At 54.3% G+C, this 17735-nt stretch carries 13 protein-coding genes; 2 read left to right on the top strand and 11 right to left on the bottom strand.

Annotation, left to right across the window (positions count from 1 at the left end; genetic code table 11):
- Window positions 1–35 precede the first annotated feature (35 nt).
- Entirely contained in the window at window positions 36–359 is a 324-nt protein-coding gene (locus tag DDZ17_RS08070) for a hypothetical protein (RefSeq protein ID WP_116365621.1), read from the top strand.
- The gene (locus tag DDZ17_RS08065) at window positions 359–1924 is read left to right on the top strand and encodes a conjugal transfer protein TraG N-terminal domain-containing protein (protein WP_116365619.1); all 1566 of its coding nucleotides are present in this window, start codon (window positions 359–361) and stop codon (window positions 1922–1924) included. Before DDZ17_RS08070 ends, DDZ17_RS08065 begins: the two co-directional genes overlap by 1 nt.
- Here DDZ17_RS08065 and DDZ17_RS08060 read toward each other — a convergent pair.
- The 11 genes from DDZ17_RS08060 to DDZ17_RS08010 form a co-directional block, all read right to left on the bottom strand.
- On the bottom strand, window positions 1921–2151 hold the full coding sequence (locus tag DDZ17_RS08060; protein WP_116365617.1) for a hypothetical protein: 231 nt from the start codon (window positions 2149–2151) through the stop codon (window positions 1921–1923). The two genes, DDZ17_RS08065 and DDZ17_RS08060, sit on opposite strands and share 4 nt — an antisense overlap.
- Window positions 2152–2436: 285 nt before the next feature.
- Entirely contained in the window at window positions 2437–3915 is a 1479-nt protein-coding gene (locus DDZ17_RS08055; RefSeq protein WP_116366181.1) for a protein kinase domain-containing protein, read from the bottom strand.
- Window positions 3915–4487, bottom strand: coding sequence for a hypothetical protein (locus tag DDZ17_RS08050; RefSeq protein WP_116365615.1), 573 nt, complete (start codon window positions 4485–4487; stop codon window positions 3915–3917). Before DDZ17_RS08050 ends, DDZ17_RS08055 begins: the two co-directional genes overlap by 1 nt.
- Window positions 4480–6165, bottom strand: a complete 1686-nt coding sequence (locus DDZ17_RS08045) for an ATP-binding protein (protein WP_116365613.1) — start codon at window positions 6163–6165, stop codon at window positions 4480–4482. Before DDZ17_RS08045 ends, DDZ17_RS08050 begins: the two co-directional genes overlap by 8 nt.
- Entirely contained in the window at window positions 6165–7304 is a 1140-nt protein-coding gene (locus tag DDZ17_RS08040) for a hypothetical protein (RefSeq protein ID WP_116365611.1), read from the bottom strand. The genes DDZ17_RS08045 and DDZ17_RS08040 overlap by 1 nt, the downstream gene beginning before the upstream one ends.
- A complete protein-coding gene (locus tag DDZ17_RS08035; RefSeq protein ID WP_116365609.1) occupies window positions 7301–8134 on the bottom strand; it encodes a hypothetical protein in 834 nt (277 codons plus the stop codon). Before DDZ17_RS08035 ends, DDZ17_RS08040 begins: the two co-directional genes overlap by 4 nt.
- Complete coding sequence (locus tag DDZ17_RS08030) at window positions 8131–12438, bottom strand: hypothetical protein (RefSeq protein WP_170150182.1); 4308 nt, start codon at window positions 12436–12438, stop codon at window positions 8131–8133. The genes DDZ17_RS08035 and DDZ17_RS08030 overlap by 4 nt, the downstream gene beginning before the upstream one ends.
- Before the next feature lie 36 nt (window positions 12439–12474).
- On the bottom strand, window positions 12475–13689 hold the full coding sequence (locus tag DDZ17_RS08025) for a hypothetical protein (RefSeq protein WP_116365606.1): 1215 nt from the start codon (window positions 13687–13689) through the stop codon (window positions 12475–12477).
- A gap of 14 nt (window positions 13690–13703) precedes the next feature.
- Window positions 13704–15245: a restriction endonuclease subunit S gene (locus DDZ17_RS22370; protein WP_157976542.1), complete on the bottom strand. Its 1542-nt coding sequence runs from the start codon at window positions 15243–15245 to the stop codon at window positions 13704–13706.
- Window positions 15242–17389, bottom strand: a complete 2148-nt coding sequence (locus DDZ17_RS08015; RefSeq protein ID WP_116365602.1) for an HsdM family class I SAM-dependent methyltransferase — start codon at window positions 17387–17389, stop codon at window positions 15242–15244. The genes DDZ17_RS22370 and DDZ17_RS08015 overlap by 4 nt, the downstream gene beginning before the upstream one ends.
- Window positions 17379–17732, bottom strand: coding sequence for a hypothetical protein (locus DDZ17_RS08010; protein ID WP_116365600.1), 354 nt, complete (start codon window positions 17730–17732; stop codon window positions 17379–17381). The genes DDZ17_RS08015 and DDZ17_RS08010 overlap by 11 nt, the downstream gene beginning before the upstream one ends.
- Between the last annotated feature and the right edge of the window lie 3 nt (window positions 17733–17735).

The following is a 17735-nucleotide window of genomic DNA, read 5'->3' as shown; positions in this document are numbered from 1 at the left end:
GCCCCAGGAGAAAAGGTTTTCTGCTGTGCACCACCGTGGCCGCCCTGCTGACCGCAGGAGCGGGTTATCTACTGATGCATCGATTGCAAACCGAGTCCATCCAGTCGATTGAGCAGACTATGGCAACATGGCGGCTGACGTTGACCCTGCTGCGCTGGGGCGTAATCGCCACGGCTGCGTTTAGCTGGAGCTACGTTGTCCAGCGCTTATCTGCGTCAGGAAAGCTGAGTTCCGTCCAGGCTGAGTACCTCACCGAATTGAGATGGCGGGCAGCTACTTGGCTGATCCTGCTTGAGCTGGTGCTAGGGCAGGGGATGGTCGTGAAGTTCCTCGACCTGATTGCTGAGACGTACGGCTGATGAGCGTCGACAGTTACCTGGAACTCTTTACTTCACTCTTTGGCTGGGCCTTCTACGGCATTCTGTGGGATGTACTGGTCGGTACCGGTATCGTCTATCTCCCGTTCCTCGGGATCCTGATCGATAACTGGCGCGAACCAGCACAGGGCGGCGAAGTTGGCCATGCTAGTGGCCTCTCTTTAAGACGCATGGAGATCGAGTTGTTTATCGCGCTACTGGTGGTCGTGCTCGCCGGGCAGCCAGCTGCTCTCACACCCCTCAACGCAGCAACTCTGTCCCATTCACCACCGCCGACCTTGTTGGACCCAACACCGGCAACTGCGACGGTAGCGTCCCCACAGAGTACCTATGGCACGGCCGGATTCACGGGTTCTGCAGCAACTGTCAATGTTCCCGTCTGGTGGTACGGCGTGATCGCTCTCAGCTCAGGGTTGAATCACGCGATTATCGAAGGTCTGCCAACGGTCGCTGATATGCGCACCTTCGAGCAGCAAGCCCGCCTGGCCACCATCGCGGACCCTCGCCTTCGGCAGGAAGTCAGCGACTTTTTCAGCCAGTGTTACATCCCAGCCCGCTCAAAGTACCAGGCGGAGCGGCCGGATACCCCGGCGATCACTGGCATCCTCGCCACCTATGGCCCCGATGACCCGGACTGGATGGGCTCCCACGTCTACCGCGATACCCCAGGCTATTACGATACTTTGCGCCCAGCCAACCAAATCACCGGCTGGGCCTACAACGTAGTCAGGGACACAGAGTACGATCTGACGGCGCCGCCGACTTGGGGCAAACCCTACTGCAATCAGTGGTGGGACGATGCTGCGATCGGGCTAAGACAGAAGCTGATCAATGAAGCCGATGCCACATCCGCAGGCTTCTCCGGATTGGTGGTCGCCATCGCACCTACACTCGCGGGCGAGCAGCAAAACGACGCCGTCGCTAAAACCGTGCTTACCAACGCACCGCCTTCCTGGTCGAGCAATGAGCTGATTGCCAACAATACATCCGGCTCGGGCTTGTTCAATACGGCGGGCAATATGGTCAAAGGGGGCCTTGCCGCCGGTGGCGTGATCACTGCGTCGGCCCTATTTTCCGTCACCATGACCGCCGTGCTGCAGTCATTGCCTATGGTCCAGGCCATTATGTTGCTGGGAATCTATGCACTGCTGCCACTGGTGGTCGTCTTGTCCCGCTACTCCATCGCCATGATGGTGGTCGCTGGGATGGCCATTTTCACCATCAAATTCTGGACGGTGCTCTGGTATCTGGCTATGTGGGTGGATCAGAACTTGATTCTGTCGATGTACCCAGATGTCAACGTCTTCCTGCAGATATTCGCCAATCCCGGCGAACACGACGCCAAGCGTATGCTGCTGAACATGATCACCACCAGTCTCTATCTGGGATTACCGTTGTTATGGAGCGGGATGATGGCGTGGGTGGGGGTGAGAGTAGGGCAGTCGATTGACGCTGCAGCTAGTCCCATCAAGGCTCCCGCGCAGGACGCGGGAAACCAGGGGGGAAGCATCGGGAAAATGGCGCTAACTAAGGGTAAGAAGCGTTAGTCATTTTCGTACCAGCCAGAGGCGTCTGTACCGTCGTCGAGTTTGCCGGTGCGGTAATTCATGACGCCTCCGCGAATAGTATCAGCATTCGTTTTGTCTGGTGCTGTCTCTGCACTCTCAGCGAAAAAACCAAGTACATCGCGCAGAAGATGACCGGCGGTGGCTATCACCGAAAAAGCAGCCGGCAAGATCCGGCGAGTAAAGAGCTTCTTGGTTGTAGAGGTCATGATTCCTCCTCCGACTTCGATGAATTGTAATGCAGAAGCTAATTATTGTCTTTGCCTGTGCTTTATTTGTATTCACCGAATCTGTCGCTTTAGTTTGCGTCAATTTACACAGAAATGTGGAATCTACGCCAAGCGTTACGGTGCGCTACTGGTCGCTATCATATGTGACCTATATAGCCAGTCGAACGCTCACATCGGATTACGAAAATTCGCGCAAGTCTCGCTTTTCTTTAGTCTGAAAAAGCTATAGAAAAGTCCCTATCGTCAGAGCTATCAGTCGCTATTTCACCATTTTCCTAAGATTTCGTACTGCTTTCTCTTTTGCAGTAATTTCTCATCATCTGGACAAACCTTAAGGGCTGCTCTTAGAAATCCTGCCGCATCGTCATAATTCCGTTCCTGTTCGCAGGCCATCACCAATCGTTTCAGAATTGAAAAATTCAGAGGGTTTGAACGATTTAGAGCCTCCAATTTCTTCCTTGCCTGAGTGTATCTGGCCTGCATCGCATCAATAGAGGCTTCGCACATTGATAGCTCGAATGACAAATCACCTCGCAACTTGGCGGTTTCCAGGACTTGCTGAGCCTGGTCGAGCTTTCTCAGTTTCATAAATACTTTTACAACTAGTTCGCGGATATGGGCTCCTGTGCATCCTTCTATCTTCAGATATTGCCCGTCCAGTCCTAGAACAGATTTCTCGAAATCGAACCAGCGCTCGCCTCGATACAGGGCATTAAGTTCCTGCAAAAGGGCATTGGGGTCTTTAGATCGACGGAATTCCGTATTGGCCAGTGCAGCAGCTTTCTGGTACTCGGATTTTGCTAGCGAGTCGACGACTTCAGATGACCAGTCGCGTGATGGTGCAGAGACGCTGGCAAGATGAACGACATTCGATTGCTGATTCTGTAGAGTGGCCGCGCGCTTAAACGCCTCCTTCAGTTCGTTGATAGATGTAAAACGACGTGATGGTTCCCGCTGCAAACATTGCAGCATTACATCCTCTAGCGCAGCGCAAATGGTGGAATTTATCTCGCGTGGTTTTGCAAAGGTGCTGTGGCGCAGTACTTGGGCCTGAGTATCGTGTGGCAAGCGTCCTGTGGTTAGCTGATACAGCAACACCCCGAGACTATAGATGTCGCCAGCCAGAAGTTGCTCGAAGTTTCCTTGTCTTGATACACAGTCACAGAATTCCGGGGCGGAATACAACACTGTCCCACCATTTTCTCGCGTTCTGACGTAAATCTCCTCCGGCAATGCCGAGCTGCCGAAGTCAGTCAGCTTCACGTGATCACCCTGGCCTATGAGGATATTGTGCGGCTTGATGTCGCCATGAGAGATGGGATCGTCCAATCCCGCGAGGTATCCCACCGCTTCCAGAACCTGGGAATAGATGTTAAACAGCCGGTCATAGGTGTTGCCAAAGTGGTGAGATCTACGCTCCAACTTTTGTGCAAGGCTTTCGCTCGGGAAATACTCCATTTCAATCGCGTACCACTCTTTCTCTGGAGGCACACGACCCATGTCGTAAATTTCAATGACATTGGGATGCGGATTGATTCCAATTAATTCTTTACCTTCTGCAAGTGAACGATCCGGAGACGAAATGTTCTTGGGGATTTTAACGGCAACCACTTGATTGTCGGAAAGTCGCTGTGAACGCCAGACCCAGCCGTGAGTACCATCACCGAGACAGTCGATCAATACGTACTTGTTACCAAGCTGCTTGCCTGTTCCCGGTAGAAAGTGAGCGCTGGGGATATTCATCAGGACCACCGAAAGTTCATATGTTTGAGCCGCAGAAGAGCATCAGTTCCTGGTTGCAGAACCATCCGATGAAGTAGAAGCGAACCAGCTGGGGGTGTCGGTATTCGGAAACCTTTACTATTAGAAACACCCTGTCGATATAGCTCCTCCAAGGCTGAGAAATCCGGTGCTGATACCAGCCCAGAACTCCAGGCGGACAATATCAACAGGTCGGGCTTGTGCTCCCAGCGCAGCGAAGCCTCCATCAGGTTGGTCAATTTTTCGACTAGTTTTGATTTTCCACGGTCACTGCCGTCGTAACGTTCGAATTCAATCAGCACGCGCGGCGCGATCGTATCTTTATAGAACCACACAGAGTCCGATCGGATGTTATCGCCACTGGCAACAGGGGCCGGCCCTTCCACCAGTGCCATGTACCCCAGTTCGTGCCCCAAGGTGTTCCAGATACTGCATCCCAGGCTATGCATAAAGACATCGGAATCTTTCACGCCCTGTTTTAAAAGCACTGGGTAGGAGTGCGCTATGAAATCGCTATCCAACGTAGACTGGATCTGGTCCCGAATACTAGTCACGAAAGCTATCCCAGACCTTCAACACTTCGGGCGATTCCCCGCCATGGATTAGCGCTTTCGAGCCTACTTTGACCAGCAGAGGCGCGGGAATCGACCGGCCACACACTAGAGCTTCACCGGTGGACAGGCTGGGTAGCTCATCCAGGTCCGCCTTACTGACCATGTCCGAAGCCTTTGCGATAAAGCGTTGGTCGTCCGGATTCTTAAGGCGCATGGTAATTAGTGTATTGCACTGGGAGGTTACATCCGCATCGAGCTTCGAAGGTCGCTGACTTACGATGCCGAACCCAACACCAAATTTGCGCCCCTCACCGGCGATTTTCTTGATGATACGATGGCTCACAGCGTTACCGCCGGCCGGTGCAAAACTATGTCCCTCCTCGTAGACCAGGAAACAGGGGCGCAGAGGGTCGGTTTTGCTTGAAGCTGCGCGTAAAATTTCACTACTCAGCAAGCCACATACCACCTGCTTGGCGGTTTCACTCAAGCCCTGAAGATCAACCACGACTAATCGACCTTTACGATTGCTCGGGCGGCCGATCATTTGATAGATATCGGTCGGCTCTTTCATGGTTGCAGAATAGAAGCTCTGGGCCTCATTCAGGATTCGGCTAAGCTTCATGGATGCCACAGCTGCGCTTCGCCCGTTCAACGCCTTGGCTTCAGCCTCGGAGAGGTCATCCCACTCGCGGATCTCCTCAATACCATCACCGAGGAAATAACGCAGGCGATTTATGTCTCGTGGCTCAGAGCGGTCATTGTGACGCCAGTAGCGAATCGCCACATCCAAAACTCTCTGCTGCGGCTCTGTGAGTCCCGGCAAAATTTCAGAAATATCATCCATCTCGAAGCGATCAAACTGCAATGCAAGCTGTTTATTCTTGCTGGCGTATTTGTGCTTGAACGCTTCATGCTGCGGTGAGTAGATCTGAATCCCCGCATCAGCTGCCTGAAGCCGCTCTATCGTCGATTTGATCTGCGGCAATACCTTCTGGTCGCGCACATCTTCAGCTTCTTCCAAGCCGGGGCTGAATTGCAACTTACCTTTCGCCATCGCGCGGCCATACTCGCCGTGTGGGTCAAATACAACAACAGTACCGTTGTTTATTGCCACCAGGCGCTCGATGATTCGACCAACGGTGTAGGACTTACCCGAGCCTGTCATCGCTAAAATTGCCATGTGCTCGGTCACCAACTTGTTGACGTCGAGGAAGACTGGTACTGTATTTTCCCCTCGCTCATAGCCGATCAGGTTTCCTAGATGAAGGCTGGTGTGCTCGTTGAATTCATAGAAATCTGCCAGGAACTGGAAGTCTACCGTCTCAACTCTCGCGCCGGGGTCCAATGGCCGTCGAGGAATTTTTATCTGACGTGAAACGGGATCGCGATAACCTACCAGCTCTACATTCGCGAACAGGTTCTCCCCGGTTACGTTAGCCCCCGGCAGTAGTTCAAGTTCGGTCACACTATCGCCAAACCCGGAATTAAACAGCATGTTGGAGCGATGAATTTTCATTACCCGCCCTAGTACTGCGACCGGCGGCTCATCCTGGCGTTCGCGGTGCATGATGCGCACGAATTCACCCCGACGAACTGAGAAAGAATCTTCTACCACCATCGTTAAATGAGCCGAATCCCCAGTATTTCCGACGAGTTTTCCTAATACTTTGTGCTTCATTACTGTTCTTCCTCAAATAGTCCGGATAACCAGGTTTCTTCGACTTCATTTTCCTTCATCGCCTGGCTAAGCCCCTGGCGGTAGTAGGCGGCAAATTGCTCGAGCATCTTCAGTTGTTGTTGTCCCAGTAACTGTGGCAGGGGCGTACTTTTACGTTTCCCCTGCATGTCTAGCACCATTAGTTTCCAGGCCACATCATCGAGCGATTCACGGTTCCAGTCTGATTCCTCTCCCGCTATCTGCGCCATCTGGATCTCACTGCTGCGACCACCACGGAAGTGAAAACCCACCACGCCGTAGTCGGCAGACTCTGATGGCTCCAAGCGGGCCCGGTTCTCCGTCATACGGAATGCCATAGTGCGAGTGAATGCACTAAGTATTCCTTTGATAAAGCGGAAATCACCGACGCCGCTTAAGCGCTCTTCCAGATCAACGAGCCGGTTGGCCTGGGTTTGATCGAATCCATCTGTGAGTAGGAGGTGCTTGCGTCCTTCTTCAGTCTTCAGGTCCTGGCGGGCGATACTGACGATGGCGCTGAATCGCTGCGACAGGATACTGACCAGTACTGGTCCCTCTGGATTCCACGGGAACAGTTGTTCGCGGTAGTTTTCCCAGAATGAAGCGATGGCGGAGCGTGTCTGCTCGTACTCTTGCCAGTGCTTCACATTCCGTTTAAGCGGGATCATCTCTCGAGTAATAAACAAAGGGGTGTCCAGTACGATCAGCTGTGAACCCCCACCATGTATCAGACACCGCTCGACCAATGCGTAGGCCTGGCGCATTTCGACTAGATCGAGACGTTTCCGTTGAGCCTCAAAATCGATATCGTCTAGCTCTGCAACCGAGTCATTGCCGCGGGTGCTGATGCGGTTGGCATCGATCAACATATCGGTCCGCACTGCGGCTGAGGCATAGATGAAGCCACCTAAGGCGGGTTTGATGCAGGACTGAGTTGCGACTCCTGATACTGTCAGGTCGATCGTGGCCGGCCGTTCAACCGCTTTCACTAGTCCGGCGTCTCGAAAGATTGGCGCTACTGACTCGATATCACGAATCTGTTTCAGTAAGCGTCCGGCACTACCGGGCAGTCGAATCTGGCTCTCGATGGCCAGCGATTGGGCGAGGCTGCTCTCTTTCATAACGGGGCTACCTCCTTCAGTCGCTCCACGTACGACCCGTAGGGTGACTTGTTTAAGGCACCTCTGCCTACATTGGTCAGACCTTCATCATCAATCAAGCCCAATACGCGTAAACGAGCCATACCTTCCAGAACGCCTTCTTCTGGTATTGAGAAAAGTGAAGCCGCGCTATTTGACAAGGCAAGGCTGAGATCTGTCGCTGTGTTTATGTCCCATGCCTGCATGCAGACCATCAGGGTGTAGTCGGTCGGTTCTAACTCAAGTTCAGGCGCTGGAAGCTGCGAAGAATCGCTCTCTGCAGTGGTACCTGCGCGCGCCGATAGCTTTTCCAGCCACACCAACGTTTCTTCGGCGTGGTCGAGCAGTGAAATCGACCACAGCGGAAGACAGGTCGCCGCAAAAACGCCCGTACCATGATGCTGCTTTATATAGCGGGTATTGACTGAATAGTCCGTCCACTGATGCCCCTCCATGCGGTCAAATTCGCCATCGCTCCCAGCCAGGTTCATAGTAACCTCAGAGCTGAGCGTATCGGGGATGATTCCGTCATCTGAGCTCGGTGTTTCATCACGCAATGTGATCTGCCAGTCAAGTCGATCAAATAGCTCGCCGGGTTCAAAGGGAGGTAGCAGCAACAATGTACAGCCGGGCCGACCAGTCCATTGCCACCAGGTTTCTCGGTCGGACGCGTTAAACGCCTGAAAGTGCTTCCCGTGCATCAGTACGGTGCCACAGGCCGGTAATTCATCGGTTGGTTCAGCATCTAACTGCGAGATGAAGAACCGCCCATGGCGTTGGGTAGCAAGGTCTGGCTCCAGGTAAAGATTCATATCGTGCCTCCGAAGGTGATCTGTACCTGAAGAATGCCTTTGTCCACCAGTGCCTGCTGCTCTTGCGAACTGATTGCGGGCTGTTTCCTGTCGATAAGGGATTGTGCAATGTCGCACCAGCGTGAAAAGCTGATGCCGGTCCCCTGCAGCAGGGTTTCAGCACGTTGCTGCCATTGTTGGTTACGCAAATCCAGTTCTACCGCCAGATCATGCAGCGCGTATCCGTGAATATCGCTCTCCGTGATCGATTCGATTTTCGCTTCGTGCATGGCGACCAAGAGGGGATTTATGAGAGGGCGCAGTCCGGAGTTAATTTTTTCGAGCTGCTGGGCGCGATAACGGGCGATGACATTTTCAAAATCGCCACGCAACTTTCCGCCTAACACGCCGAGCTGCTGCTGCACAGATTTCAATAGCTGGTCAGGCGCATCCTTGATGGCCGCAAACTGGCCGCGATGGGTCTGGTCGATGTAGCGACCTCGGAGTGCATCGACTTGCTCATCCATCCCATCGAAGCTGTCTTGCACCAAGGCTAGTTGGTTTTGCAGTTTCAATAGGCCGCGAGGGTGGTCGGGGTCGGGGTAGTCTGGAGGTAGTGAAGTCCCGAGGATATTCAGCGCAACTCGAATTCGGGTATCAATGTCGGCGGCCGATTCCACTGCATTCTGGTATTGCTGAACAAACTGGCGGTATGTCTGAAAAATGTAGCCGTTGATTTCTTCGGGTGGCTTGACCGCCCCGCTGTACAGGTCATACCCCACCTCTTGAGCCAGTCTTTCCATTCGCTCGGATGCCTTGTCCAGTTTCAACTTGCGGAGGTAATGCAGTAGCGTATCCGAGCTACCCGACGCCTCTTTTTTCTGCGTCTCGGTGGTACTGCTTCCATCCAAAGCGCCTTTAAGGATGTTGGCAATGGTCTGAAGTGACAGGGTAAACAGGCGGCGTGGAAACGGTGCCTTGGAGTGGGGATCCGCGTGAATTTCTCCCAGAAGAAAATCGACCCGCTGGCGAATGGCGCCCGCCCAGTTTTGCACCTGTTCGGCAAACAGTCGGGCGCGCTCAACCCTGACATAGAGGGATGTATGCTGATCCTCGAGGTTAATGTTGCGTGTATTATCCAGAGTGACCGGGGGCAAGGGGTGTGGATAGACCTTGCCTAACTCGTGCAAAATCTGCGAACGTTTTTTCAGAATCTCAGGTAGTGCGGCAACACGCTCATCCAGCACGTCACTCAAGGTTTCTTCTTGCAGCTTCAGGGCGTTGAAGGTGTCACCAGCACGTTTCAGGGCATCAAGCGCCTCGGTCGTTTCAGTACCCTGTGGAGATTTTCCCTTGGGTGAGAAGAGTTCGGCGATACGACCCTGGCCATACACCGTAGCCAACTGCTTCACTGTCGCTGGATAAGCTTCTTCAGTGCCCCCCGTCAACCAGTTGTTCGCTTCATCAACAGCATTTTGAAGTTCGGATCTTGGGACTGGTATGAAGCGCGGTTTGGTGACAGTTGCGTCTTGGATTTTCAGCAGATGTAGCTGGCTGCAGCACCACATCCAGTCATCAAAGACGGTTTTTTCACTCAAGCCATTGGCAGCCCACAGATAACCCCAGTACCAATGCTGTCTGGCCTTGTCGAGGGTCCATTGCTCACCCTTCTTCGGATCGGCAATTGCCGCCAGGAAGGGCGGCACCTGGGCCTGTGCATCGGCCGGCTGATCCAGGTCTCGGAACAATCCCGCGTGTTCGTTGCGTCCATAGCCTTGTGCAGTCACCTTACTGCTGAGAGTCAGGCGATTGAAAAGGCCACTGACCTCCTCAGCATCCAGTTGGTGCTGTGGTGTCAATCCGTGTAGCCCCCCCAGCTTTGGTTGATCAATGGCCAAAAGCTTCCAGGCGCGGAACAACAACTGGCGATCATCAGGGCTGATCTTGGCCGTGGGGCGCAGCGGCCAGGCGATCAACCCGCGCTCGTTCAAGCGTGAGCGCCAGTGGTGAATCCTTTGGTAGGCAAAATCACGAATACTGTTCAGCCGTGCCTTGAACCGGGTAGTAAATACCTCCTCTTTCAGGACTAAACCGCCACAGTAGCTCTGCTGCAGACCGATGCGCTCCAGTACGTCCACTTCACTGGTGTTGAGATGGTAGAGCAGAATGTCATCTTTGAGCTGCTCGGCCTGCGCATCATCTTGACTGACATACCAGTCGTTCACCGCTACAGAGCCGGTAAAGGCCATGACTGGAATCCGACCCTCACCGTCGCTGCGAACCTGGCTGACAAGCAGATGTAGCCTGATGAGTTCATCTTTGTTGTTAACCCAGGCAAACCAGGCTTGCCCCTTGGGGTGCAGCTTCAGTCCATCGCAGAATTGCAGGCCACCGGCACTACCACGGCCAGCGCTGCGCGGGGCCATTTGGATCGCCAATTTCGCTTTGTTGGGGTAGGCCGGTTCGTTGTACTGCCACTGACGATCCAGCAGACGGAACAGACCGATCAAACGGGATTGGGCGCGTTCGAGAGGATTCTTGCTCCAGGCAGATCCCGCCCTTTCCATCGCTTTTTCGTGCTGTGCGGCGAAGTCCGGATCGCGAAAAATCATCGAATTGTGCTGCTGACTGCGGTAGCGCAAGTCGAGGCGGAGCAACATCGAGACACTGGGGCCGATATGCGTACCTTGATCGTCCTCCAGTTTGTGCTCCTCACCAATGAAGCGTGACCACAGCGCATCAGCAGCGAATTCGGCTGCCGGGTGGTTGTAGAGCAGAGCCACCAGTTGTTTGAACTCGCTGCGTTGCAGGGGGATCAGCAAGCCGTCGGCGGCTAGACCGGATTCAGCCACCGCAAAAGTTTTCAGGTTCTGTAGCAGCGCCTTGAGGTTCAGACCCTGCTCAACACTGGGATAGAACCATTCCTCCTTGTCACGGTGAAACTTTGCTGCCACCAACGCCTGGCGGCAGTCCAGCTCCGGCCACTCGACCTTGCGGTAGAGGCTGACAATGCTGTCGTCGTATTCGTTACGCAGTGGCAATAGCTCGTTGAGGCGAGAGTCGGCTCCGCTGAGGGACCGGGGTAGCTGACCAAACAGCAGGTTTCTGGCCAGCGTTCGCAGCACGTGATCCGCGGTCTGAATCCCCTCGATCACATTGGCATCCAGCACGTGCTTGGCCACGCGCCCCGAAGCGCTAAGCACCGCGTCGAACAGCTCGCCAACCGCGGGATTGGTTTTCCCCGCCTGATGATAGCTTTCCAGTACCGTATCGACATTGGCCATGATGACGTTAAACCAGCCAAAGTTGGCCCCGCTCATGGCGTAGGCAGCTTCCACCAGCCCTGCAGGGTAATCGAAGCGCAACCGGCTCTCGTCGCGCAGCTGCGTTACGTAGTCTGATACATCGGCGAAAGCATTATGCTCCAGCTCCACCAGCTCGAACCGACGGGCGGTGGACTGAATCTCCCGCAGCTGTTGGCCAAGCAGCGGTGAACAGAGTGCCACGTAGCGCAACCAGGGCAGCTTGCGGCGAGGGTCTTCTTCCTTAATCGCCTTGCCGATCAGCCGGATCGCCTGGCCATCCAGTTGTGAGGCTTCATCCCGCTCCAGGCCAAAGGTGGCGGCTTCAGCCACGGTTTCCAATTCGTCCAGGACCACAAGCACATACTTGATGCCAAACTGACTCAAGTAGGCATAGGCTTGCTGTACCAGGTTGGTCACCAGAGTGTCGTGGTAGTACAGTTCCTCGTCACCGTGGGCTTTATCCAGCTCCAGGGCGGCGGCCAGTTGCTCGTGGTCGAAGCCAAGCGGTTCCAGTCGCTTGAGGGATTGTTTGGCGATCTCACTCTGAATGGAATGGTCAAAGGCTTTGGTTGCCAGCGGCAGTAGCGCCTTGTACAGGCCATAGCCGAACCAGTTATCGGAGTTCTGGTATTCAGATGCGACCTGAGAGTAACGGATATATAGGCTCAGGTATTCATCACGCTTGACCTGGTCGTCAAACAGCCGGGCCTGCACCAGGCCGCCCTGTTTATCGCGTACATACCAGCCTTTGGAGCAGTCGTTGATCTGCGCTACCAGTTCGTGGCCCAGTCGAGACTTACCCTTACCCCATTCGCCCTCGACGGCGAACACATGGGCGAAGTTATCCTCGTCGTGATCGACAGTTTTGATAAAGGTGCGGTAGCGGTTAAAAAAAGTGCTCTGGCCCACCAGCGGATCGCGCGGCGGGTAGTCGGATACACCAGTGGCTGCCCAGCGGTGCTCCTTGAGTGCCTTTTCCGCATAGGCTGCGATGTTGGCCTCTTTGACTTCGTTCATCATTCATTCACTCCGATTTCGGCATCGTCAGCTGCGGGCTCAAGCCACGCGGGCATTCAGTGGTTGTGATGTTGTCGTCCCCTGTGAACGACGGTCGCTGCGCCACTGTATCGCCTGGCTGCGGATTGCCTGGCGCAGGGGGCGCGCATAGCGAGAAAAGCTGGGCTGTCCCTTCCGGCCATAGCAGGCGTCTGAAAAATCAGGGTGGATCTGGTAATAGCCCTGTTCACCGGAGAGACCCTCGACATAGCGCCAGACTTTCAGGCCGAGTAGTTGACCAATCACCCGACCCAGCCCAGCATTGAGCTGGTCATCACTTATGCCGCCGGGGAAGATCGCCATATTCAGACTACTGAGAATTTTGCGAATATATTCGCCCAGAGTCCCGCATAGAAGTTCATCACCGTCACTATTGGCTACCAGTACCTGCACTTCTGAGGGCGACTGGGGCGACTGACCCGCAGGCAGCTCCACTAGCAGCCCTCCGGCGGCTTCCACCTGCCAGACGTTTTGCTCATAGAGGATCAGCGCCAGCAAATAGGCCCAAGGGTTTGCCAACACCCAATCCATCACCGCCAGGCTCTGCGCTTTGTCAGTAAGTTGATGAAGTTGGGTCGGCAGAGCCTCCCCGCCGGCTCCGCTAAGTAAATACTGAAACTCGCTTGCTTTGTGACCCGGCTGTTGGATCAGTCGGCCGCCACACCAGTTGATATCGGGGCGCGCGCCATCCGCCTTTACCTTGTCGATCGCGGGCAGCGCTTGCTGCTGCCACTGGCCTAACTGACTGGCGGTGGCCAGCACTCGCGTCAGAGCCGGGGTGATCTGGTTCTGCTCAGCACTGGCGCCCAGCAACTGGCGCTCCAGTGCTGCGAACGCCGTGGGTTGAAGGTTTGGTGCGGCGTCTTGAGTCAGGCAGGCCAATACCCATGCAGCGGCACCGTCTAGCTGGCTGACCAGCCGGATCAGCACATGCGGGTCGTTCAGCTCTCCGGCTTCCCGGCAGCGTGCGGTCATCAAATTGCACCAAGCATCGCGCAGAGTAGTATCGGTAGCCAGTAACGCTGCCACCAGCTCTTCATCGCTAGTAAGCCGCTGGCGTTCAGCTAGAAGGCGCTGGCTGATCACCCAGTTATTGCCATTAGCGCAGGGGTGCGCTAGCCCGGTCAAAATCGGATTCAACGCAGCATTGCTGGTGAGGCAGGAGCCATTTTCCAGTAGCTGTGTCAGTGGCTTGATCAGGGGTTCCAGCGTCATAGCAACACTCCTTGTTACTCGTCCATTGTTTTGCTTAGCGCCAATAGGTTGTAGAGCTGGTCGAGGTCAGTGAATAGGGGGGAGCCCCCGTTCTCATTGAGTCGCGCTAGAATCGCCTTATCAAGGGAGTCATCGTCTGCCTCAAGCGACTTCTGCGCCTCTATAATTTCCTTCTCGAGCAATGATCCCTCAACTAACGACTCTACCAAGGATTTTGCAGTTGCGATTAGTGCTTTGGAAATCTGGTTCGCGGCGATGATGGATCGCACGTCAGAATCTATCCGCTCGATCTCATCTTTGGGTAAAAGTGGAATCCATAGGTTCCTCACAGACGGGTAATCGAGAGCTTCCCTTGTACCTCCTATTGCAGCTCGATCTACCTGAGTTTTAACAAACTCAGAATTTAGAGCGGCGCAAACATAGCCAGCTGGATAGCGTTCTTCGATGTGTAGGCGGACGGAATGCTGGTTGATGTTGACTGGAAGATCTTGCTCAGTTACTAAAGCGGCTGTCCCTGGGTAACCTGTAATCGTAAAAACTATGTCATCTTTCTCGCATCGGCTACGCCTAAGCTCGTAGTCAGTTTCAGAATCGACGAACACCGCATCAGAGAGATCTAAACAAAGCGGTTTTACGTTCTGCACTCGTGCAAACAGAACCCCCGACTCCAGGTAGGTGGCGCCCTTCGGAGTGGCTCCACCCGCTAGCCCTCGACTTCCAATTAACTCACCCAAAGGTACAAGATCGCAGCTTCCTTCTTTGGCCCTTCTCAGCATATCAAGAGCGACAGGATCGTACTGTTTCGGGTTGATTCTGTACGTCGAAAGAACAGTTGAAGAGGCTCGCCAAACGCTTTGCTTTTTTGGAAGATTGCTTGTTAAGAATGAGAAGTTGTCGAATATCTTATGGCTCGATCGTTTTGACCACGACCTTAATTTTTCAGCCTGACGCACTTTATTGCCGATGTATTTTTGAACCAAAGGATCGGGCTGGTAGAGAGTAATCTGTTTGATGTGTTCGTTGGACAAGTTGAGCTGACCTGTCGATCCTGAGATTCCTGACTCCAGCAGCCGCTCTCCCCAATAGCATTTCAGAAATGCGCCAACATAGAAGCCATCAGCTTCACTTACTCTCACTATGAAGAGGTGGTCGTTGGTATAAAAATCACCATCCCCGGTGAAAATGGAAGCACGCCCAATGGTTCCTGAACCGGAGCGTGTGATTACCACATCGCCATATTCAAGTTTCTGTCTCCGAATGTCGCTCTCTGTTTGAGCATCAATTGTGTCGCAGTCAGTCAAGTCTACAATTAACTCACGTGTGTTCTTGGGTTTGATGCAAGCCAAGCCTTCACCGTCAATGTACTTGGGTGATTTGCCCTGTCTAATCGGCGTATCACAAGCCGACTGCAAGCTGCCATGATTGAGTGATTTTACCTTGCTTCTAGCCGCTGTAATTTCTGCTCGATAGGTCTGTGCAGTAAGGAAATCTTCCAGGTCTTCTGCCGAGATACGGCTAATATGGAAAGTTTCTCGGAGCGTATCGACTGACATCATTCACCCCGCTTATATGCACCTACAATCTTGTCCAGATCGTTAGGTACGCCCGCTGAGTAATCTTCCACATTGTTCTTGACTACATAGCCCAGGGTTTCGGCTACCGCCATAAATACATCAGTTTGGGGTTCAGGTAGAAACTGCTCCGGATTTGCATCGCTTGCCGGGCGCTTTTGCAGGTAGAGGATCGAGGTCTTGGCCCCTGTGCCGGAAAGTTTGAAGGTATCCGCAGGCAGCGAAATGACCGCCTTGACGATCGCCTTTCCGCCGACAAATTCGCCGGTTTTTTCGTCCTTTTTGCCCATAATGTACTCGCGTACATACCGATCCCCGGAGTTACAGAGTATTCCGTCGGGGAGCACGATCAATAGGCGCCCACCAGGTTTCAACAGCTGTAGGCAGCGATCGATAAACAGCACCGCCGGGTCGATGGAGCCACCCTTGACCTGTTGCCACTCGCCTTTGTTGTTGGGCTTGCTACCCAACGCGAGGCCCGAGGTGGTGGGGTAGAGCTCGTAGCGGGCTTTTTTGCCGGTGGAGACATTGCGCAGATCGGTGCGATAGCCCGCCCAGATCGGCTCGCCGTTTTCGTCGGTGTAGAGATCACCGATGTCCTCCCAGACCTCCTTCACGTGGTCGTAGTAGGCGTTGTAGGAGTCCACCTGCAACTTGGCGTCACGGAAGCCGCCCAGGGTCTGCTCCATCATCGCCTCATAGTGGGCCTTGGATTCTTTGCCGCGCTTATCGGATTTGAATTTGGGCGTGCCGAAGGGCGGGTTGGTGCAGATCAGGTTCATGCTGTTGGGCTTGAGAGCACGACTGGTCAAGGAATTGTCGGTATAGAAGATCTTTGCCTTGGGTGCGCCCTGCAGCGCCATATTGACCCGCGCTAGCATGACCATGCGCGGGGCGGAGTCAGCACCGATAAAGGCTTCGTTACGCATCTTCTGCTTTAGCGACTCACGTTCCGGGTCGGACAGACCGCCCATGGTTTCGATCACGGTATCCAGGCGGCTCAGCGCCACCGAGCCGAAGCCGAAGGAGCCACAGGTCGGGTCGGCAAAGCGGAACTCACCGGCGACCAGTTCCTCTACGGTTTTCTGATCCTGCTGGATATCGTGGAAAGCGATCTCCAGCATGGCCTGTTTGACCGGATTGGGGGTGAGGTAAACGCCCAATCCGCCCTTGGATTCAAAGTTGGCACGCAGGAATACGTCGAACACACGGCCCAGCACATCACCGGCGACATCCGCCAGGGTCCCGCGATCATCAAATACCTTGCCGGGTACCACTTTGCCTTCGTTGGTCTTGACCGGTCCCAGGTCTTGGATCGCCTCAAGCAGAAAGGCATAGTTTTCCGGGCGCTCCAGTTGCAAGTGAGTCTTGGCGTCAAAAATGGCGTTTTCAGACCCATCATCGGTTACCACGACGTAGTCGGGATGGCTTTTGAAGTGATCGAAAGCAGCCTGGATCTGGGCTACGGCTTCTGCCCCTTTGTCGGCCACATAGCGGTAATCGAACACTTCACGGAAGTTCAGTTGCTGGTCGTGGTAGGGAAAGGTGGTATCGGCCTTGTGGTGTACACGGAAGCTCTCCAGAAACAGGATCTTCGCGACTTCAACAATGATGTCGTTCTTGTCAGAGACCCGGTCTTTGACCGTCTGGTACACCTGCTCATGGAAAGCATCCAGTTTGTGCATCAGGCGGGTGTAGATCTGCATTGACCAGCGCAGGGTGGTGTTCTTGTTCAGCCTCTCATAGTCGCGAATGATATTGATGCTGGGTATTTCGTCGACGGAGTGTGTGCCATCGGTGCCATCGAGGCCAAACAGGGCAAAACAGCGGGTATTCGCGGGATCGCACAGCTCGGTAAACACGGGCCAGTCGTCGCCGGCTACCGCTGCCAGCAGCTCGTAGGCCAGGTCATCCAGGCGTGCCTCGTTGGAGTACTCCCAATGCCCTTCGTCCAGCGCAATAAGCAGTATTCGCGGTGTGTCATTGCCTTCCACTGTGCCCCAGACCAAACCGGCCTGAAGGAAGTCGTGCTCGCTCTGCAGTGGTTCGAAGTGGGTGAAGCCAGCGCTGCTGTATTTGCTTCGCAGCGCTGTGAAACGTGCGTTGAGATCTTGCGTGTTATCGGCCATTTGTATTGACTCCCTCTGCTTCAAAGGGCAATTCGGTTGGCGACGCTGACTCCAGCATTGCCATAAAAGGTTGGACGGTCTTTACCTCGGCAGTATTCACCGCGGCGCCTTGTTCGTAAGCTTTTACTCGTTGCTTGGCGTCCTGAGCCGGGATTACCAGAGGGCCTGCCCGGCGCCCTTGGTAGTCGAAGTAGCAGTGAAAGCCGTCCGGGTGTTGTTCTACGGTGATCTGCGGGAAGCCGCCGAAGCCGAGTTGATTACTTTTCTGATCCTGCAGCACCAGCGTGGCGACATAACCGGCCAGATCACTGGAAGAAAAGTTGGAATCGGTAAAGTAGGTCATTGC

The organism is Parahaliea mediterranea (genome assembly GCF_003402235.1).
Lineage (GTDB): Bacteria > Pseudomonadota > Gammaproteobacteria > Pseudomonadales > Halieaceae > Parahaliea > Parahaliea mediterranea.
Note: the sequence above shows the minus strand (reverse complement) of the source record. Positions and strands in the feature narration are given on the sequence as shown.